Raw genomic sequence first — 18,702 nt, 5'->3', positions numbered from 1 at the left:
TTTTGACAGTTGACCAGAAAATGGGTCAGGTCCGCCCGAGGCGGGCGCCGGAGGGGGTATCGTTGCGGTCCATGACCCAGGTCGCCGCCCCGAAGGCGTCTCGCCGCACGCCCGCCGACAAGCACGACGAACGCCGTAAGGCCCTCGCCGAGTCGGCGCTGCGTACGTTGGGGGAGCTGGGCTACGCGCGGGCCAGCCTGCGCGAGATCGCCAACAACTCCGAGTTCAGCCACGGCGTCGTGCACTACTACTTCAACGACAAGCTCGAGCTGATCGTCTACTGCGTGCGCTACTACAAGCAGACCTGCGTGCACCGCTACGACGGCGTCGTGGCCGAGGCCACCTCACCGGAGGATCTGGCCGAGCGGTTCGGCGACAAGCTCGTCGAGACGATCGTCGAGGAAGCCCCGATGCACCGGCTCTGGTACGACCTGCGTTCGCAGTCGATGTTCGAGGAGAGCCTGCGCGAGGCGGTCGCCCAGATCGACCAGAGCCTGGAGGACATGATCGCCCGGGTTCTGGGCCGTTATGCGGAGCTCGCCGGGGTCGAGCCCGCGATCGCCTCGCCGGTGGCATACGGGATGTTCGACGGCATCTTCCAGCAGGCTCTGCTCGGCTACCTCAACGGTCGTGACGGTGTCCTGGAGGACCTGCGGGCCCGGGTGGTCGAGCTGATGCCGATGCTGCTGGCGCCGAGGGCATAGCCCGACCGGGCGTCAGCGCCGCACGGGCCGGCCGGGATAGGCGGTGGCGTCGAGGTCACCGTCGCGGACGACGAAGGTGCCGTCGACGAGGAGATGGACGACGCCGGTCGAGGGCCGGGTCGGATCCAGATAGGTGGCCCGGTCGGTGATCCGGTCGGGGGAGAGGACGACGATGTCGGCGTCGGTGCCGGGAGCCAGATAACCCTTGGTGCGCATCGCGGGGGTGAACGGCGCGAGCACCCGGGCCGGGAGGTAGGCGCAGCGCCGGAAGGCCTCCGGCCAGGTCCAGGCACCGGTCTCGCGAACCATGCGGCGCAGCGAGCGGGCATAGGTGCCGGCGGTTCGGGGGTGGGTCTGACCGCCCGGCGGCAGCGGCCATTCGCGGGTGTCTACGACGCCGCCGGGCCACTCGACCTGCATGGCGTCGCTGGCCACGATCGCGTCCGGGAAGGCGAGGGCGCGCTGGAGCATCGCGTTGTCGGCGGGGGAGTCCTCATCGAGGAAGTGGACCACGCAGACGGCTCCAGGGTCCGTGGTGCGCAGCTCGGCCAGGCGCGAGACCGAGGCGATCCGCTCTCCGGTGCTCACCATCGTGATCGAGGACGGCACCAGACCCCAGGCGCCGAGCCGCTCGGGCGCGAGGAAGAACGCGCCGATCGCGGTGGAGCCGGCGCCGTACGGATAGGCCTCGACGGTGACGTCCGACCCGGCCGTGCGCGAGCTCTCCAGCAGGCCGAGGACGCGGTCGACGTGACGTCGGGAGGTGCTGTTGACGTGGCAGTGGTGCATCCGCGCGCCCGTCTCGGCGGCGGCGCGGGTGATCTCCTCGGCTCCGTCGACCGGGGTGGTCGGGTCGGCCTCGACGATCTCGCGTACATGGGTGAAGGTGGCGGTGCCGGTGGCGGCGGCCAGCCGGGCGACGTCGAGGAACTCGGCGGGGTCCGATCGTGGGGCATAGCCCATCAGCACGCCGATCCCGAGCGCCCCCGCGGCCAGCTCCGACTCGAGCAGGTCGAGCCACGCCCGCCGCTCCGCGGCCGAGGACGTACGCTGCCAGGCCGGGTCACCGAGCATGGCCAACGAGGCCCCCAGGTCGGCCTCCGGTGCCATCCCCAGGTGCGCGACGGCGCGGGCGTCGCCCCAGGAGGCGGAGAAGCCGTAGTGGAGCACCCGGCCGTCGGCCGCGGCCCGGGCGTAGGCGAGCTCGATGGGGAGCAGCCCCGCCTCCAGGTCGAGGGTGGTCGTGACGCCGTCCATCGCCTGGAGCCGCTGCCCGGCGATCGAGTGGACGTGGCTGTGCAGGTCGACGAAGCCCGGGCCGACGACGAGCCCGGACACGTCGATCACCTCGGCCGTCGGGTCCTCGGGCACGCTCCCGACGGCCACCACGGACCCGTCGGAGACGGCGACGTCGGCCACCTGCTCTGTCCCTGTTCGGGGGTCGGCCACCAGGCCTCCGCGGAGAATCAGCACACGGCCATCCAACCGTCGCCGGCCACCGCGGGCCATTGTGCGATCGGACAGCAGCACGGCCGCTCGACTGTCCGATGGGACGAACACCGACACCCCTGCGACTCCCTACCGTTTCAGCATGCCCCACGACCAGACCCGCCCGCGGACCCATTCGGATGGCGCCCGGTTCCTGCAGGAGAGCTTCGCCGACCTCGTCGCCGAGCACGGTGTGCCCGGCGCCTCGATCGCCGTGCTCGCCGGCGACCAGGTGATCACTGCCGCCGCGGGCACGACCAGCCTGGCCACCGGGGTCGAGGTCGACACCGAGACCGTCTTCCAGATCGGCTCGATCACCAAGGTCTGGACCACGACGCTGGTGATGCAGCTGGTTGACGAGGGGCTCCTCGACCTGGACCGGCCGGTGCGCGACTACCTGCCCGAGCTCCTCATCGGGGACCGGGCGGCGGGCGAGGTGATCACGACCCGGCAGCTGCTCTGCCACACCGCCGGCTTCGAGGGCGACATCTTCACCGACACCGGTCGCGGCGAGGACGCGGTCGAGCGCTACGTCGCCACCCTGAGCGACCTTCCGCAACTGTTCGCGCCCGGCGAGACGTTTTCCTACAACAACACCGGCTTCGTCGTGCTCGGTCGGCTGGTCGAGGTGCTCCGTGGCCAGCCCTACGACCAGGTGCTCCTCGACCGGATCGCGACGCCGCTCGGCCTCGCGAGCGTCTCCCCGAGCCCCTACGAGGCGATCCTGCGCCGTGCCGCCACCGGCCACATGCCGGGCGCGGACGGCGCCCCGGAGGCGGCGCCCACCTGGGCGCTGGCCCGCTCCAACGCGCCGGCCGGCTCGATGCTCGCGATGACCGCGGGCGACCTGCTCGGGTTCGTGCGGATGCACCTGAACCGGGGCGCGGCACCGGACGGGACCCAGGTGCTCTCCGTGGCGGCGGTCGAGGCGATGCGGGAACGCCAGGTCGATCTGCCGCTGCTCTCCGGGATGGGCGACGCCTGGGGTCTGGGCTGGGAGCTCTTCGACACCCCGCAAGGCACCGTGGTCGCCCATGACGGCGGCACCATCGGCCAGGCCGCCTTCCTCCGGGTCGTGCCGGAGCAGGGGCTGGCCGTCGCGCTGCTCACCAACGGCGGCGAGGTCTTCGGGCTCTTCAACGCGACCGTCGCGCGCCTGCTCGATGAGCTCGGCGGCGTACGTCTTCCCGACCGGCCCACGCCGCCGGCCGCCCCGGCCACGGTCGACGTCGGCCGGTTCCTGGGGCGCTACGCGGACACGATCTACGACATCGAGGTCACCGAGGACGGCACCGGCGGGCTCGTCCTCGACCGCATCCCCAAGGACGTCATCGCCGAGATCGGCGAGCAGCCGATGCGGTTCTCCCTCGTCCACCTCGACGGCGACTCCTTCATCACCGTCGAGCCCGTCCGTGGCATCCATGTCGTCTTCGCCTTCATCGGCGAGGTGGACGGCAAGGCGAAGTACGTCCACTACGGCCGCGTGGTCGCGCGCGCCGACTGACCATCCCCCTGCCCGAGCAGCTGCACAAGAAGAGGTACGCCCCATGAAGCCGCACCGCTCCCGATCAGCCCTCCGGAGACCAGCTCTCCTGGCAATGACCCTGTCCCTGGCCACCGCCGGCCTGGCCGCGTGCGGCTCCGGCTCGGGCGGCAGCGAGGCGAAGGCGTACGCCGACGGCCAGGCCTTCACGATGGCTCTCGCCGCAGACCCCGGTGCCCTCGACCCGCAGGGCGGCGTGGGCGGCACGCTGCTCCAGCTGACCAGGTTCGCGTACGACTCCCTGGTCAGCGTCGACGCCGAGGGCGAGGTGTCCTCGCAGCTCGCGGAGAAGTGGAGCGTGGACGGCACCACCGTCACCTTCGACATCAAGGAGGGCGTGACCTGCTCGGACGGGGCCGAGTTCACGGCCCAGACCGTCGCCGACAACATCAGCTATGTCGAGGACCCGAAGAACCAGAGCCCGTTCCTGGGCGTGTTCATCCCTGCCGGCGCCACCGCGAAGGCGTCTGGGCAGACCGTCACGGTCACCCTCGCCGCTCCTGCCCCATTCGTGCTCGCATCGTTCGCCCACCTCCCGATGGTCTGCGACAGCGGCCTGAAGGACAGGGCGAGCCTGAAGGCGGGGACCGCGGGCACCGGTCCCTACACGCTGACCGAAGCCGTCCCAGGCGACCGCTACGTCTACGAGGTCCGCGAGGGCTACGCATGGGGCCCCGACGGCGCGAAGACGTCGGCCAAGGGCACCCCGGCCACGATCGAGGCCAAGGTCGTCGGCAACAACACCACCGCGGCCAACCAGCTGATCTCCGGAGAGCTGAACGCCGCCTCGGTCTCCGGGCAAGAGGCGGTCCGGCTCGACGCCGCGAAGGTCAGCCGGGTCGACGCGCAGGCTGTGGTCGGTGAGCAGTGGTACAACCACGCCGAGGGCCACGCGACGGCCGACCCCGCGGTGCGCGCGGCGCTGACCCAGGCGCTCGACCTGGCCGAGCTGCAGAAGGTGATCACTGCTGGCCAGGGCGGTCCGGCCACCCAGCTCGCCGTCGTCGCACCGGTCGGCTGCACCGGGTCCTCGGTCGAGGGCAACGTCGACGACAACGACGTCGCCGCCGCCGAGAAGGCGCTCGACGAGGCAGGCTGGGCAGCGGGGGCGGACGGGGTCCGGACCAAGGACGGGAAGCCGCTGGCGGTCACCGTCCTCCACGACTCCTCGATCGGCGCGGCCGGGACCGCCGCGGCCGAGCTGGCCGTCGCCGCCTGGAAGAAGGTGGGTGTCGACGCCACCGCCAAGTCCCTGGACCAGACCGCGATCCAGGCCGCCATCTTCGGCACCGGTGACTGGGACGTCGCCTGGGTGCCGATCAATGTCCACACCCCCGACCAGATCGTTCCGTTCCTCTCCGGGCCGGGACCTGCCGAGGGCGGGAACAACTTTGCCGGCATCGCCAACCTCGACTACGACGCGGCGGTGAAGACGGCGATGAGCAAGAACGGCGCCGAGGGCTGCGCGGACTGGCTGGCCGCGGAGGCGAGCCTGTTCGAGGCCCACGACGTGGTGCCGTTCGCCAACAACCTGCTGCCGTTCTACTCCCAGGGCGCCGAGCTCGAGGTCGTGGGCAACGTGGTGCCGACCAGCATCCGGATGCTGGGTTGAGGGAGGGGCTGATGGCGGACGCGGCACCGACGGCCTCCCGCCCCGGGCCGGGTCTCGGGCTCGGCGGACGGTGGACCCGGTTCGCCCTGCGCCGTGGCGGTCGGCTGCTGGTGTCACTGTTCGTGCTGGTCACCGCGGCGTTCCTGATGATCCACCTGGTGCCGGGCGACCCGGTGCGCGCCGCGCTCGGGATGACGGCGCCGGCGGAGCTCGTCGAGACGCGCCGGCACGAGCTCGGCCTCGACGACCCGCTGCTGATGCAGTACCTGCACCACCTCGGCGGCCTCTTCCGCGGTGATCTCGGGGAGTCGATCCAGACCCAGCTGCCGGTCGGCGAGACCATCGGCCGGCGGCTCGGCGCCACCGTCTCGCTCGGGCTGCTGGCCTTCGCGCTCGCCCTCCTGGTCGCCATCCCGCTCGGTGTCGCCGTGGCGGTCGCGACCCGGCGCGGGCGCCGGCAGCGTACGGCGCTGGGGTTCTCCTCCACCAGCGTCGTGCTCGGCTCCATCCCCGACTTCCTGGTCGGCGTGATCCTGGTCGCGGTCTTCGCGGTGGGTCTGGGCTGGTTCCCGGTCGCGGGCCGGGCGGACGGTGCTGCCTCCTATGTGCTGCCGGTCCTCGCCCTCTCGATCGGCCCGGCGGCGGTGCTCGCCCGGATCGTACGCGTCGAGATGATCGCGGTGCTGGAGTCCGACTACGTCCGCACCGCACGTGCCAAACGGCTCCCGGCGCGCCGGATCCACCTGGTCCACGCGCTGCCGAACGCGGTCACCGCGACACTGACCCTCGGCGGGATGCTGCTGGCCGCCATGGTCGCGGGCACGGTGCTGGTCGAGAACGTCTTCGCCTGGCCGGGGCTGGGGAGCACGATCGTCCAGTCGATCGTCACCAAGGACTATCCGGTCGTCCAGGGCACGGTGCTCGTCTACGGCGTCATCGTGCTGGTGGTCAACACGCTCGTCGACGTCGCCCTCGCACTCCTCGACCCTCGCTCGACGATCGGGGAGGCGTGATGAGGGCGTTGCGTACGCCGGTAGGTGCCGTCGGCGCGGCACTGCTCGCTCTGGTGCTGCTGCTGGCCGTCCTGGCTCCGGTGCTGATCGGCGACCGGGCGGCTGTCGTCGACACCGATCAGCTGCTCGCCGGGCCGTCGGCGGAGCACTGGGCCGGCACCGACAACCTCGGCCGCGACCTGTTTCTGCGGGTGCTGGTCGCCACCAGGCTCTCGATCAGCCTGGCGCTGCTGGCGACGGCGATCGCGGTGAGCGTCGGGCTGGTGCTCGGCTCGCTGCCGTGGCTGCTCGGGCCGCGCCTCGGGCGACCGGTGACGGCGCTGGTCAACATCCTGGTCGCCTTCCCCGGGCTGCTCCTGGTCCTCTGCCTGGCCACCGTCTTCGGGGTCGGGGCCCGCGGCGCGGTGCTGGCGATCGGGTTCGCCGGCGCGCCCACCTTCGCCCGGCTCTGCCAGACGCTGATCGCGGGCATCGCCTCCCGCGACTACGTCGCGGCGGCGCGGATCGCGGGCGTCGGCCGGCTCCGGATCCTGTGGCGGCACGTGCTGCCCAACGTCTCCGAGCCGCTCGTCGTCAACGCCACCATCGGTGCCGGCGGCGCGCTGCTCGCCTTCGCCGGGCTCTCCTTCCTCGGTCTCGGCGTCCAGGCGCCCGCCTACGACTGGGGGCGGCTGATGCAGGACGGCCTGGCCGGGATCTACGTCCACCCGCTCGCGGCCCTGGCTCCGGGCATCGCGGTCGTCATCGCCGGACTGGCCTTCAACCTCACCGGGGAGGCGATCGCCGGGGCGCTCGGCATCACCCCGGTCGTCGGGCCTCGGGCCTGGTCGGTGCCGGTCCGCTCGGGCCTCCCGAAGGCACCCGCGCCCGCTGAGGACATGGTGCTCGACGTACGTGACCTCGCTGTCGCCTTCCCCGCTCCGTCAGCCCCGGTGACCCCCGTCCGCGGGGTGTCCCTGTCGCTGCGGGCCGGCGAGGCCGTGGGGATCGTGGGAGAGTCCGGGTCCGGCAAGTCCCTGACCGCGCTCGCGATCGCGCAGCTCGTGGAGGAGCCCGGCCGGGTCACCGGCGAGGTCACCTTCTGCGGCACCGACCTGAACGACGGCGGGAATCATGACGACCTGCTCGGCACCTCGCTCGCGGTGGTGTTCCAGGACCCGATGACCTCGCTCAACCCGGCCTTGCGGGTCGGCCGACAGCTCGCCGAGGTGAGCCGCTTCCATCAGGGTCTCGGATGGCGCCACGCGTTCGCCCGGGCCGTCGACCGGCTCCGGGCGGTGCATCTGCGAGACCCCGAACGGGCCGCCCACGCCTACCCGTTCGAGCTCTCCGGCGGCATGCGCCAGCGCGCCATGATCGGGATGGGCCTGATGGGCGCGCCGCGGCTGATCATCGCCGACGAGCCGACGACGGCCCTCGACGTCACGGTCCAGAAGCAGGTCTTGGCGCTCCTGGAGGACGTGCGGCGCGAGCACGGCACCGCGCTGCTGTTGATCTCTCACGACATCTCCGTCATCGGCGAGGTCTGCGGTCGGGTGCTGGTGATGTACGCCGGCCGGATCGTCGAGGAGATCGCCGCAGCCGACCTCCGCTCCGGTGCCCGGCACCCCTACACCCGGGCGCTGGTCGCGGCGGTCCCGTCGATGACCACGGCCCTGGACGAGCCGCTGGCCACCATCCCCGGCCAGCCGGTCGACCCCGCCGCGGTGCCGCCCGGATGTGCGTACGCCGACCGGTGCCCGCTCGCCACCGACCAGTGCCTGAGCGAGGAGCCGGCGCTCGTCGGCGGAGTCGCGTGCTGGCGCGCGGGCGAGCCGCTCCCGGTCGAGCTGGAGAAGCAGGTGAGGGTATGAGCGGGTTGGTCTTCGACCAGGTCAGCGTCCGGTTCGGCCGCACCCAGGTGCTCCACGAGGTCAGCCTCGAGGTCCCCGACGGCACGATCGTCGGCCTGGTCGGGGAGTCCGGGTCGGGCAAGTCGACCCTCGCCAAGGCGGCTGTCGGGCTGGTGCCGGTCAGCTCTGGTCGGATCGTCATCGACGAGGTTCCGGCCGGTCGCCGCCCCCGGGCCCGACGCCCGGGGGTCCAGATGGTCTTCCAGGACCCCTACTCCTCCCTCGACCCGCGGATGAGCGTCGGCGAGAGCATCGCCGAGGCGATGCCCGGACGGCCCTCGCGTGCCGAGCGGACGATGGAGGTCGCCAGGCTCCTGGACCTGGTCCACCTCGATCCCGGCCGTGCCACCCAGCGACCGGGCAGCCTCTCCGGCGGTCAGCGGCAGCGCGTCGCCCTGGCCCGGGCCCTCGCCGGGAAGCCGGAGGTGCTCATCGCCGACGAGATCACCTCCGCCCTCGACGTCTCGGTCCAGGGCGCCGTACTCAACCTCGTCCGGGAGATGCAGCGCGAGCTCGGCCTCTCGATGCTGTTCATCTCGCACAACCTGGCCGTCGTGCGCTACGTGGCCGACACGGTCGCAGTGATGAGCCAGGGGCGCATCGTCGAGCACGGGCCGACCGCCGACGTGCTGGAGAACCCGACCCACGACTACACCCGAGAGCTTCTCGCCGCCGTACCGGGCGGGACTCCGCACACCCCCGAGAAGGAGACCTGATGACCATCGATCCCGCCCACTGGCTGGCCCGGCTCACCGACCTGACGAAGAAGCACGGCGTCCCCGGAGCCCAGCTCGGCATCCTCCGCGTCGGCCGCGACGGCGCCGAGGACGAGCTCTTCACCACCGCCACCGGAGTGCTCCATCTCGGCACCGGTCAGCCCGCCACGACCGACTCGGTCTGGCAGATCGGCTCCATCTCCAAGGTCTGGACCGCGACCGTGGTGATGCAGCTGGTCGACGAGGGCAGGCTCGCCCTCGACACCCCGGTCAAGGAGATCATCGAGGACCTCGACCTGCGCGACCCGGAGGTCACCGAGAAGGTCACCATCCATCACCTGCTCACCCACACCAGCGGCATCGACGGCGACGTCTTCACCGACACCGGGCGCGGCGACGACGTCTTGGAGAAGTACGTCGCCCGGCTCGGCGAGGCTGCCCAGAACCACCCGCTGGGCGCCACCTGGTCCTACTGCAACTCCGGCTACGTCCTGCTCGGCCGCGTCATCGAGGTGGTCACCGGGCAGACCTGGGACCAGGCGATGAAGGCGCGGCTCTTCGACCCGCTCGGGCTCACCCACACCGGCACCCTGCCGGAGGAGGCGATGGTCCACGCGCACGCCATGGGTCACCTGGGCGCCGGCGAGGACATCGCTCCCGCTCCGGTCTGGGGGCTGCCGCGCTCGGTCGGGCCGGCCGGCCTGATCACCGCGACCGCCGCCGACGTGCTCGCCTTCGCCCGGATGCACCTGGCCGGCGGCACGGCGAAGGACGGCACCCGGGTGCTCTCCGCCGACTCGGTGGCGGCGATGGCCGACTTCCAGGTCGAGTGCCCGGAGAAGGACCTGCTCGGTGACTCCTGGGGACTGGGCTGGTTCCGCTGCGACTGGCACGGCGCCCGCGCGATCGGCCACGACGGCAACACCATCGGCCAGGCCGCGTTCCTGCGGCTGCTCCCCGAGGCCGGCATCGCGGTCTCGCTCAACACCAACGTCGCCAGCGCCATCGCGCTCTACCAGGACCTCTTCGAGGAGATCTTCGCCGAGCTCGCCGACGTACGCCTCCCGGACCGCTTCGAGATCCCCGCCGACGCGACCGAGGTCGACATCACGCCATTCCTCGGCGAGTACTCCCGCGAGTCGGTGCTGGAGGAGGTCCTGGTCCTCGACGGAAAGCCGGTGATGCGTACGACCGTCTCCGGGCCCGTCGCCGAGATCGAGGGGGCCGCCGAGCCGGAGGTGCACGAGCTGGTCCCGGTCGCCGAGGCGCTCTTCGCCGTCAAGCCCGACAAGTCCTCGGCCTACTTCCCCGTACGCTTCTATACGTTGCCGACCGGCGAGGAGTACCTCCACTTCGGCGCCCGCGCGACCCCGAAGAAGGCCTGAATGAGTCAACCTCAGATCGATCTCGACCGGCTTCTGGCCGACATCCGGGAGCTGGTCGAGAGCGAGTCACCGTCCTCCGACCTGAACGCCGTCGCGCGCTCGGCCGAGGTCGTCGCGCGCCTCGGCGCCGCCCACCTCGGTGTCCAGCCGGAGCGCGTGGTCGTCGACGGGGTCACCCATCTGCGCTGGCGCTTCGGGCCGGGGCCGCAGGTTCTGGTGCTCGGTCACCACGACACGGTCTGGCCGCACGGCACCCTGAAGAGGATCCCGTACGCCGTCACCGACGGTGTCCTGAGAGGCCCGGGCTGCTTCGACATGCTCGCCGGGCTGGTCATGGCCTTCCACGCGGTCGCCGCGCTGCCCGCACCCGACGGTGTCTGTCTCCTGGTCACGGGCGACGAGGAGCTCGGCTCGTCGTCCTCACGCGCGCTGATCGAGGCCGAGGCCCGGGAGGCGTCGGCCGTGCTCGTGCTCGAGGCCTCCGCGGACGGGGGAGCGCTCAAGACGGTCCGCAAGGGCACCTCGATGTACGAGATCGAGGTCGTCGGACGCGCCGCCCACGCCGGCCTGGAGCCGGAGAAGGGCGTCAACGCGACTCTCGAGCTGGCCCACCAGGTGCCGGCGGTGGCCGCGCTCTCCGACCAGGATGCGGGGACGACGGTGACGCCGACGTCCGCGACGGCGGGAACCACGCTCAACACGGTGCCGGGCGCGGCTCGGTTCACGGTCGACGTACGCGCCTGGAGCGGGGCCGAGCAGGAGCGGGTCGACGCCGGGATCCGCGCTCTCACGCCGGTGGTGGCGGGCGCCGAGCTGGTCGTGCACGGCGGGATCAACCGGCCACCGCTGGAGGAGGCGCTGTCGAAGGAGCTGTTCGAGCGGGCCGTCTCGGTCGCCGCCCGGCTCGGGCTGCCGGCGCCGGAGCAGGCGGCTGTCGGCGGGGCTTCCGACGGCAACTTCGCCGCCGGGGTCGGCACGCCGACGCTCGACGGTCTCGGCGCGGTCGGTGGTGGGGCACACGCCGAGGACGAGCATGTCCTGGTCGACCGGCTGGTCGACCGCACAGTCCTGCTCCACGGGCTGCTGACCGAGCTGCTCGCTGATCCTCTCGCCGATCCTTCAGGAGGCAGGCCGTGACCGAGGCGTGGGGGGCGTACGCTCGGGCCGCTGCGGCCGCCCGGATCACGGTCCGTGAGCTCGACGACATCGCCGAGCTGCAGCGGGCCGAGCAGGTGCTTGCCGGCATCTGGGGAGTGCCCGAGAACCCGCCGCTCGGGTCCGAGCTGATGCGCGCGATGCGCAAGGCCGAGGGCTACGTCGTCGGTGCGTTCGACTGTGCTGACGGGGCTGACGGGGCTGACGGGGCTGACGGGGCTGACGGGGCTGACGGGGCTGACGGGGCTGACGGGGCTGACGGGGCTGACGGGGCTGGCGGTAGCGGCGGCGAGATGGTCGGTGTCTGCGTCGGGTTCCACTCGGTGCCGTCGGCCCGGGCGATGCACAGCCACATCGCCGGGGTGGTCCCGTCGATGGCCGGCAGGCACGCCGGCTTCGCGCTCAAGCTGCACCAGCGGGCGTGGTGCCTGGAGCGCGGGATCACGCTGATGGAGTGGACCTACGACCCGCTGGTGGCCCGCAATGCCTACTTCAACCTGAGCAAGCTGGGTGCGCGCGGCGCGGAGTACCTCCCGGACTTCTACGGCTCCATGGCCGACGGCATCAACGACGCCGAGGACGCCAGCGACCGGATCCTGGTGCACTGGCGCCTGGACTCACCGGAGGTGGCGGCCGCGTGCGCCGCCCGCCCGGCCGAGGTCGCCGATGTGCCCGGCGGCTCCTGGGTCGAGATCCCCGGTGACATCGAGGCGCTGCGGATCTCCGACCCCGCCCAGGCCCGGGCGTGGCGTACGAAGGTCCGCGAGCAGCTGCTGAGGGGCCTGGAGTCGGGCCGGCTGGCCGGCTTCGACCGCGACAAGGGCTATCTACTGGTCGGCACGACCCCGACGGAAGGAACCGAATGAAGCTGGAAGGCATGAGGCTGGAGGGCGTCGAGCTGCGCCGGGTGTCGATGCCGCTGGTGTCGCCGTTCCGGACCTCCTTCGGCACCCAGACCGAGCGCGACATCCTGCTGCTGCGCGCGGTGACCTCACAGAGCGAGGGCTGGGGCGAGTGCGTCGCGATGGCGGACCCGCTCTACTCGTCCGAGTACGTCGAGGCGACCGCCGACGTGCTCCGCCGGTTCCTGCTCCCGGCCCTGGCTGCGGCCCCCGGCGAGCTCGAGCAGCACGGGGCGTACGCGATCGGGAAGGTGCTGCATCCGTTCAAGGGACACCGGATGGCGAAGGCGGCGCTGGAGATGGCGGTGCTCGACGCGGAGCTGCGTGCGGCGGGGCGCTCCTGGGCGCGCGAGCTGGGCGCTGTGCACGAGCGGGTGCCGAGCGGTGTCTCGGTCGGCATCTTCGACTCCGTCCCGCAGCTGCTGGAGGTGGTCGGCGGTTACCTGGATGCCGGCTACGTGCGGATCAAGCTCAAGATCGAGCCGGGCTGGGACATCGAACCCGTCGCCGCGGTGCGGGAGCGGTTCGGTGACATCCCGCTGCAGGTCGACGCCAACACCGCCTACACGCTGCGCGACACCCGCCACCTGGCCAAGCTGGATCCCTTCGACCTGCTGCTCATCGAGCAGCCGCTGGAGGAGGAGGACGTGCTCGGCCACGCGACGCTGGCCCGGCAGATCCGTACGCCGGTCTGCCTCGATGAGTCAATCGTCTCGGCCCAGACCGCGGCCGCCGCGATCAGCATGGGCGCCTGCTCGATCATCAACATCAAGCCCGGCCGCGTGGGCGGCTACCTGGAGGCCGTACGCATCCACGACCTCGCCGCCGCCCACGGGCTCGCGGTCTGGTGCGGTGGCATGGTCGAGACCGGCCTGGGCCGCGCGGCCAACGCCGCGCTCGGGGCGCTGCCGGGGTTCACGCTGCCCGGCGACATCTCCGCCTCCGACCGGTTCTACCGCACCGACATCACCGAGCCGCTCACGATCGAGGACGGCCACATGACCGTCCCGACCCGGCCGGGCCTGGGTGTCACCCCGGTGCCCGAGGCGCTGGCGTCGTTCACCACGTCGACCGAATGGATCCCGCTCGCCTCGGCAGGGTCCTAGGATGCCGGGCGTGAGCCAGCGTCCGCGAGCGAGTCTGGGGCGAGTCCTCGACGATCTGGGTGACTCGCTGCTGGAGCTGCTGGCCGGCGACCCGGCTCACGAGGGCGAGATCGGGGGAGTGGTCATCCACGACCCCGACGACGAGCCGGTCCACCCTGCCGGAGCGCTGGTCCTGGCAGTCGGGGTGCCGGCGGGCGAGCTGCCCGGGCTCGTCCGGGAGGTGGGACGCCGCGGGGCCGTCGGGCTGGTCGTACGTGCACCCGTCGTGCCGACCACGGACCTGTCCGCCGCGGTCGACGACGCCCGGATCGCCCTGCTCGGGCTGCGTCGCGGCGCGACCTGGGCACAGCTGACCGCGCTGTTGCGCTCGCTGCTGGCCGAGGGCGACATCGGCCCGGCCGAGGCCGAGACGCTCGGCGGGCTGCCCTCTGGTGACCTCTTCGCGGTCGCCAACGCGATCGGCGCGCTGCTGGACGCACCGGTGACGATCGAGGACCGCAGCTCCCGGGTGCTCGCCTTCTCCGGCCGTCAGGACGAGGCCGACGCCTCCCGGGTCGAGACGGTCATCGGCCGCCAGGTGCCTGAACGCTACGCCCGGATGCTCACCGACCTCGGCGTCTTCCGCGAGCTCTATCGCGAGAACCGACCCGTCGTCGTCGACCCGGCCCGGCTCGACGAGGACAGGATCAGCAAGCAGCGCGTCGCGATCGCCGTGCGTGCCGGAGACGAGGTGCTCGGCTCGATCTGGGCCGCGATGGACGGCGAGGTCACGCCCGAGCGGAGCGCGGCGCTGCGCGATGCCGCCAGCCTGGTCGCCCTCCACATGCTGCGCGTGCGGGCCGGCGCCGACGTGCAGCGGCGGCTGCGTACGGACCTGGTCAGCTCGGTGCTCGAAGGTGGTGCCGGCGCCCGGGATGCGCTGGGTCGGCTGGGACTGGCAGGTCGGCCGGTGGTGGTGCTCGCCCTGGCGCTGCGGCACGAGTCCTCGGTCGACCACGAGCCCGACCCGGGTGGCGCCAGCAGCCTCCAGCGCGCGGCCGACGCGCTCGCGGTGCATCTCTCGGCCGCCGTGCCGGCCTCGGCGGTCGCGGTCGTCGGCGGCGTCGCGTACGCCCTGGTCCCGCTTCCCGGCGACGGCGCCGAGCCCGAGGAGCGGGCGGCCCGGCTGGCCCGAGAGTTCTGCGAGCGCCTGGGCGCCCGGCTGCCCGTGGTCGTCGGCGTGGGCGGCGTCGCCTCGGACGTCAGCGCGATCGTCGCCTCGCGCGAGGCCGCCAACCGGGCGCTGCGAGTGCTCCGCGACGGCGTCGCCCCCGGCACCGCGTCGCGGTCGGTGGCCCGGCTCTCCGACGTCTACACCCAGTCGCTGCTCCTCGAGCTCCGCGACCTCGCGGCCGCGCGCGGCGAGCGCCCTGTGGGCCCGATCGCGCGGCTGCTCGACTACGACGAGCGCAACGATTCCGGCCTCTCCGAGACCCTGGACGCCTGGCTGGACGCCAATGGCGATGTACGCACCGCAGCCGCGACCCTCTTCATCCACCCGAACACGCTGCGCTACCGTCTGCGCAGGCTCGAGCAGGTCAGCGGCCTGGACCTCTCCGATCCCGAGCAGCGCTTCGCGGCGATGCTGCAGCTGCGGATCCTGGCGCCGCGCTGAGCCCTCCTCGCCGGTTTGCGAGGCACGGCCTAGGGTGGGCAACTCGAATCCCACAACACCGAGGAAACCTTTGATGGACCCCGTCGACCTTGCCCTGATGCTGCTCCGTCTTGCCGTGGGCGGCACGATGATCGCTCACGGCGTCAACCACTGGCGCGGAGGCGGCAAGATCGCCGGCACCGCCGGCTGGTTCGAGAGCCTCGGCCTGCGCCACGGCACCCTGCAGGCGTGGACGAGCGTGGTGACCGAGATCGTTGCCGGCGTGCTGCTGATCCTGGGCCTCATCACGCCGCTGGCCGCCGCCGGTGTCGTCGGGGTGATGCTCGTCGCCGCGCTGCTGGCACACCGGCCGAACGGGTTCTTCGTCTTCAAGGAGGGCTGGGAGTACGTGATGATCCTGGCCGTCGTCGCGGTCGTCCTCGGCGTCACCGGTCCCGGGACGATCTCGCTCGACTCGGCCCTCGGCATCGTCTACGACGGCTGGATCGGTGGAGCGGTGGCGCTCGGCGGCGGTGTCCTCGGCACGGCGCTCCTGCTCGCCGCATTCTGGCGGCCGCGGCGCCAGGGTGCTTCCGCGGAGGACTCGTCGGCGGAGGAGCCGGCCACGGAGGAGTCGTCGGCGGAAGCCTGAGACCGCGGCGACCAAAGTCGAGTTCGCAGCGACCGAAGGTCGATGTGGCCGAGCTCCTGGGTTCATAGCCTGGGCCCATGAGCTCTCCACGGTCGGGCCCGGCCGGACTGCTGGTCGCGTCGCTCGCCCTGATCGGCCTGGGCGTAGTCGGCCCGCCGGCAGCTGACGGCGGGCTCCGGATCCCGCCCGGCTTGCCGATCCTGCTGGTCGGCGCGGCGGCCGCCTGGTGGTTGCGTGGCGCTGCCGGTGCCATCCTCGGGCTGGTCGCGGTGACCGTGGTGACGATCGGCTCCGTCGGCGCCGGCATCGGGTCGGATCTGATCGGTGACCGCGGACTGCCGGTAGCCGTCGCACGCTGGGTCCAGGTCGTGGGGCTGGTTGTCGCGGCGTACGCCTTGGGCCGACGGTTGGCGACACGACGCTCGCGCGCGGGGACGGCAGGAGAGGGACCCCGAGGTGATCGGGGCAAGGCCCTTCAGATCACCGGCCTGCTGGTGCTGTGCGGCGTCGGGGCCGAGCTGTTGGCGGCGTACGGTGACAGCACCGGCGACCCCGGCAAGATCGCCTTCGCGCTGGTCTTCTTCGGCGCCCTCTACGGAGCGCCCGCATTGCTCGCCCGGGAGCTGGCCCGGCGCCTCGGCTGGGGCTGGCCGAGCCTGCTGCTGGTCTTCGCGGCGTTGGGTACGGCCCAGGCCGGCCTGATCGACCAGTCCCTGTTCAGCGCCGACTACGGCGGGTACGAGGGCTGGGCTGAGAACCGCGAGCCGACCCTGATCCCGTCCATGGGACTCAGCGGCTACAACGCCTACTCCTTCATCGTCGGACACGTGATCTTCAGCTTCGCCGCGCCGGTAGCGCTGGCCGAGGCATGGGCGCCCGCTCGGTCCCGGAAGCCGTGGCTGGGCCCGATCGGCACCGTCCTGGCCGCGGTCGCCTATGTCATCGCCGCGGCGATGATCGTGACTGACCCGGAGTCACGCTCGGGAAGCCCCGTCCAGCTGCTCGTCACCGCTGGCGTCGTCGCCGCCCTGCTGCTCGGCGCCGCTGTCATCGGCCAAAATCGGCGCGTGGACCACGCTCGAACCGGTGCGCGAGGACCAGCCGCGTGGCAGGTCCTGGTCGTCTCGCTGATCCTCGCGCTCGTCCCCGAGCTGCTGTCCGGGACATGGTTCGGCCTAGCCCTGTCAGGCGCGATGACAGCCACGCTCGGGGCCTTTGTTCTCCTGGCCTCCCGCAGCGGTGCATGGACGATCCGCCACACCGCGGCGGTCGGCACTGCCTACCTGCTCGTGCGGGGCTTGCTGGCCTTCACCTACTTCCCGCTCATCGGCGATGTCGAGGCAGGACCCAAGTACGCACACAACGTGGTCATGCTCCTCATCGTTGTCGTCGCAGCCTGGATCGCGCTACGCAGGCGGACGAGCGAACTTGCTGACGGCCTGTCCAGGACTCCGGCCTCGACCGGGACCTGACGGATCTTCGCAGCCAGGGCGAAGCCGACGGCGGAGCGATGTGCAATCAGTGTTCGGGCATCGGCGCGCGAGTACGGCTTCAGCCGGGCCGGACCCCGGACGTCGATGGGAGGACGCTGTCCGCCCGGATCAGGTGCGGCGGGTGAAACGGACGGTGCCGTCGGGTAGTCGTTCATGAACGTAGGCAGGGTTGTGCGCCAGGCGGTGATGGTGTGGACAGAGCAGGACGCCGTCTTTGAGGTCCGTTCTTCCGCCGGCGGCCCATGGTTCTAGATGGTGGGCGTCGCACCATTCGGGTGGCATGTCGCAGCCCTCGGCTTGGCAGCACTTCTGCTGGAGCCGCAGCGCTTTGCGCTGGATCGGGACGAAGACTCTGCTCGCCCGGCCCATGTCCAGCACCTCACTGTCACCACCCAGCACCCACGGGATGATCGTGGCGTTGCACGCCATCCGCCGGGCCTCGGCGGCGGTGATGGTGGTCCCGTTGGCCTCGTCGAACCCCAACGTGGCGGTTCCGAGCTCCTTGCGGAGCTCCTCGAGCGAGATCACGACGTTGACCACGGTCGCGTCACCGCCGTGCCTGGGCAGGGCGGTCGGGTCGATGGTCTCGATCAGGCGGGCGAAGCCCTGGCCCAGCATCCGCTCCCACGGCGGCAACGGTGCACCCTTCTCCACCAGCTGCTGCTTACGCGGTTGGGCCCAGGCCTCGACCTGCTTCTTGAACCTCACCCCGATCGATGTCGGCAGCACACCCTCGAACCCGACGGTCCCGTCGTGGTTGTCCCACACACGCAGCGCGGTCTTCTGCTGGGCGCGTTCTTCCTCGGCGAGGAGGGCTTTGGCTTCGGCTTCTTCGAACCGAGCCGGGTCGATCTTGGCCAGGACCCGTCCACCGGCGGTCTGGAGTTCGTTGGCCGTGGCGAGGTCGGCGTAGTCGACCAGCAGTTTCTCGGCCAGGACCAGGTCCTCGCTCGTGGCGACCGGGTCAGCGTCGACCTTGTCGAGGGCTTTGGTGATCACGGTGGCCTTCGCCTCGGAGAGGACACCCTCGGCGAGGCCGGCTGCGACCAGCTCGTACTTCGTCACAGCGTGGGCGAGCTTGATCTGCGTCCGCGCGGTGCCTTTGTCGACCAGCAGCTCGGCACGCATCCACGCGGAGGCGTCCTTGTCGCCGGTCTCGGCGGCGATGTCACCGGAGACAGCGAGGACCCGCAGCGTCAACGCTGCCTGTTGAGCTTGGAGCTTCTCCACCCGGGCCAGGTAGTCCTTCTTCTGGCTGGTGCGCCAGTAGGTCGGGTCCATCGCGAGGAGTTCTTCGAGGGAGGTTTCGATGGCACCAAGAGCAGATTCGAGAAGGTCGGCGAGGGCGGTGCTCCACTACGGCTTCTCCGCCTCCTGGGGCGACGCCCGCGCCGTCGCGCACCTGGAG

The 18,702-nt window shown here is 71.7% G+C and carries 15 protein-coding genes; 13 read left to right on the top strand and 2 right to left on the bottom strand.

Translation table 11 applies throughout. The features are described 5' to 3' along the window. Window positions 1–71 precede the first annotated feature (71 nt). Window positions 72–704: a TetR/AcrR family transcriptional regulator gene (locus ABZZ22_RS22865; RefSeq protein ID WP_354936367.1), complete on the top strand. Its 633-nt coding sequence runs from the start codon at window positions 72–74 to the stop codon at window positions 702–704. Between the two features lie 12 nt (window positions 705–716). On the opposite strand, the gene ABZZ22_RS22860 is transcribed toward ABZZ22_RS22865, so the two are convergent. Beyond that, entirely contained in the window at window positions 717–2,177 is a 1,461-nt protein-coding gene (locus ABZZ22_RS22860; RefSeq protein ID WP_354936364.1) for an amidohydrolase family protein, read from the bottom strand. Window positions 2,178–2,295: 118 nt separating this feature from the next. On the opposite strand from ABZZ22_RS22860, the gene ABZZ22_RS22855 reads away from it, so the two are divergent. The 12 genes from ABZZ22_RS22855 to ABZZ22_RS22800 all read left to right on the top strand — a co-directional run bounded on the left by ABZZ22_RS22855 (window position 2,296) and on the right by ABZZ22_RS22800 (window position 17,273). Next, window positions 2,296–3,696, top strand: coding sequence for a serine hydrolase domain-containing protein (locus tag ABZZ22_RS22855; protein WP_354936361.1), 1,401 nt, complete (start codon window positions 2,296–2,298; stop codon window positions 3,694–3,696). Between the two features lie 94 nt (window positions 3,697–3,790). Then, a complete protein-coding gene (locus ABZZ22_RS22850; RefSeq protein ID WP_354936358.1) occupies window positions 3,791–5,347 on the top strand; it encodes an ABC transporter substrate-binding protein in 1,557 nt (518 codons plus the stop codon). Window positions 5,348–5,358: 11 nt separating this feature from the next. Further along, a complete protein-coding gene (locus ABZZ22_RS22845; RefSeq protein WP_354936355.1) occupies window positions 5,359–6,360 on the top strand; it encodes an ABC transporter permease in 1,002 nt (333 codons plus the stop codon). Beyond that, a complete protein-coding gene (locus ABZZ22_RS22840) occupies window positions 6,360–8,213 on the top strand; it encodes a dipeptide/oligopeptide/nickel ABC transporter permease/ATP-binding protein (RefSeq protein WP_354936352.1) in 1,854 nt (617 codons plus the stop codon). The genes ABZZ22_RS22845 and ABZZ22_RS22840 overlap by 1 nt, the downstream gene beginning before the upstream one ends. Continuing rightward, on the top strand, window positions 8,210–8,968 hold the full coding sequence (locus ABZZ22_RS22835) for an ATP-binding cassette domain-containing protein (protein WP_354936349.1): 759 nt from the start codon (window positions 8,210–8,212) through the stop codon (window positions 8,966–8,968). The genes ABZZ22_RS22840 and ABZZ22_RS22835 overlap by 4 nt, the downstream gene beginning before the upstream one ends. Continuing rightward, complete coding sequence (locus ABZZ22_RS22830; protein WP_354936346.1) at window positions 8,968–10,353, top strand: serine hydrolase domain-containing protein; 1,386 nt, start codon at window positions 8,968–8,970, stop codon at window positions 10,351–10,353. Before ABZZ22_RS22835 ends, ABZZ22_RS22830 begins: the two co-directional genes overlap by 1 nt. Beyond that, window positions 10,354–11,490 (top strand): M20 family metallopeptidase, encoded by a 1,137-nt coding sequence (locus ABZZ22_RS22825; RefSeq protein ID WP_354936343.1) that lies wholly within the window; start codon window positions 10,354–10,356, stop codon window positions 11,488–11,490. It abuts the gene before it with no gap. Next, window positions 11,487–12,374, top strand: coding sequence for a GNAT family N-acetyltransferase (locus ABZZ22_RS22820; protein WP_354936340.1), 888 nt, complete (start codon window positions 11,487–11,489; stop codon window positions 12,372–12,374). Before ABZZ22_RS22825 ends, ABZZ22_RS22820 begins: the two co-directional genes overlap by 4 nt. Next, the gene (gene menC, locus ABZZ22_RS22815; protein ID WP_354936337.1) at window positions 12,371–13,516 is read left to right on the top strand and encodes an o-succinylbenzoate synthase; all 1,146 of its coding nucleotides are present in this window, start codon (window positions 12,371–12,373) and stop codon (window positions 13,514–13,516) included. The genes ABZZ22_RS22820 and menC overlap by 4 nt, the downstream gene beginning before the upstream one ends. A gap of 1 nt (window position 13,517) precedes the next feature. Beyond that, on the top strand, window positions 13,518–15,170 hold the full coding sequence (locus ABZZ22_RS22810; RefSeq protein WP_354936334.1) for a helix-turn-helix domain-containing protein: 1,653 nt from the start codon (window positions 13,518–13,520) through the stop codon (window positions 15,168–15,170). Window positions 15,171–15,243: 73 nt separating this feature from the next. Beyond that, a complete protein-coding gene (locus ABZZ22_RS22805; protein ID WP_354936331.1) occupies window positions 15,244–15,801 on the top strand; it encodes a DoxX family protein in 558 nt (185 codons plus the stop codon). Window positions 15,802–15,878: 77 nt separating this feature from the next. Next, window positions 15,879–17,273, top strand: a complete 1,395-nt coding sequence (locus tag ABZZ22_RS22800; protein WP_354936328.1) for a hypothetical protein — start codon at window positions 15,879–15,881, stop codon at window positions 17,271–17,273. 129 nt (window positions 17,274–17,402) lie between these two features. Here the strand turns inward: ABZZ22_RS22800 and ABZZ22_RS22795 are convergent, their stop codons facing one another. Continuing rightward, complete coding sequence (locus ABZZ22_RS22795; protein ID WP_354936325.1) at window positions 17,403–18,575, bottom strand: HNH endonuclease; 1,173 nt, start codon at window positions 18,573–18,575, stop codon at window positions 17,403–17,405. Window positions 18,576–18,702: the final 127 nt, after the last annotated feature.

The organism is Nocardioides sp. NPDC006273 (assembly GCF_040613495.1).
GTDB lineage: Bacteria > Actinomycetota > Actinomycetes > Propionibacteriales > Nocardioidaceae > Nocardioides.
This window is presented reverse-complemented; position numbering and strand designations above follow the sequence as displayed.

Excerpts from the sequence above, each read along its gene's own strand:
- ABZZ22_RS22865 (WP_354936367.1), top strand. The coding sequence starts at position 72 with ATGACCCAGGTCGCCGCCCCGAAGGCGTCTCGCCGCACGCCCGCCGAC.
- ABZZ22_RS22855 (WP_354936361.1), top strand. The coding sequence starts at position 2,296 with ATGCCCCACGACCAGACCCGCCCGCGGACCCATTCGGATGGCGCCCGG.
- ABZZ22_RS22850 (WP_354936358.1), top strand. The coding sequence starts at position 3,791 with ATGACCCTGTCCCTGGCCACCGCCGGCCTGGCCGCGTGCGGCTCCGGC.
- ABZZ22_RS22845 (WP_354936355.1), top strand. The coding sequence starts at position 5,359 with ATGGCGGACGCGGCACCGACGGCCTCCCGCCCCGGGCCGGGTCTCGGG.
- ABZZ22_RS22840 (WP_354936352.1), top strand. The coding sequence starts at position 6,360 with ATGAGGGCGTTGCGTACGCCGGTAGGTGCCGTCGGCGCGGCACTGCTC.
- ABZZ22_RS22835 (WP_354936349.1), top strand. The coding sequence starts at position 8,210 with ATGAGCGGGTTGGTCTTCGACCAGGTCAGCGTCCGGTTCGGCCGCACC.
- ABZZ22_RS22830 (WP_354936346.1), top strand. The coding sequence starts at position 8,968 with ATGACCATCGATCCCGCCCACTGGCTGGCCCGGCTCACCGACCTGACG.
- ABZZ22_RS22825 (WP_354936343.1), top strand. The coding sequence starts at position 10,354 with ATGAGTCAACCTCAGATCGATCTCGACCGGCTTCTGGCCGACATCCGG.
- menC (WP_354936337.1), top strand. The coding sequence starts at position 12,371 with ATGAAGCTGGAAGGCATGAGGCTGGAGGGCGTCGAGCTGCGCCGGGTG.
- ABZZ22_RS22810 (WP_354936334.1), top strand. The coding sequence starts at position 13,518 with ATGCCGGGCGTGAGCCAGCGTCCGCGAGCGAGTCTGGGGCGAGTCCTC.
- ABZZ22_RS22805 (WP_354936331.1), top strand. The coding sequence starts at position 15,244 with ATGGACCCCGTCGACCTTGCCCTGATGCTGCTCCGTCTTGCCGTGGGC.
- ABZZ22_RS22800 (WP_354936328.1), top strand. The coding sequence starts at position 15,879 with ATGAGCTCTCCACGGTCGGGCCCGGCCGGACTGCTGGTCGCGTCGCTC.
- ABZZ22_RS22795 (WP_354936325.1), bottom strand. The coding sequence starts at position 18,575 with ATGGACCCGACCTACTGGCGCACCAGCCAGAAGAAGGACTACCTGGCC.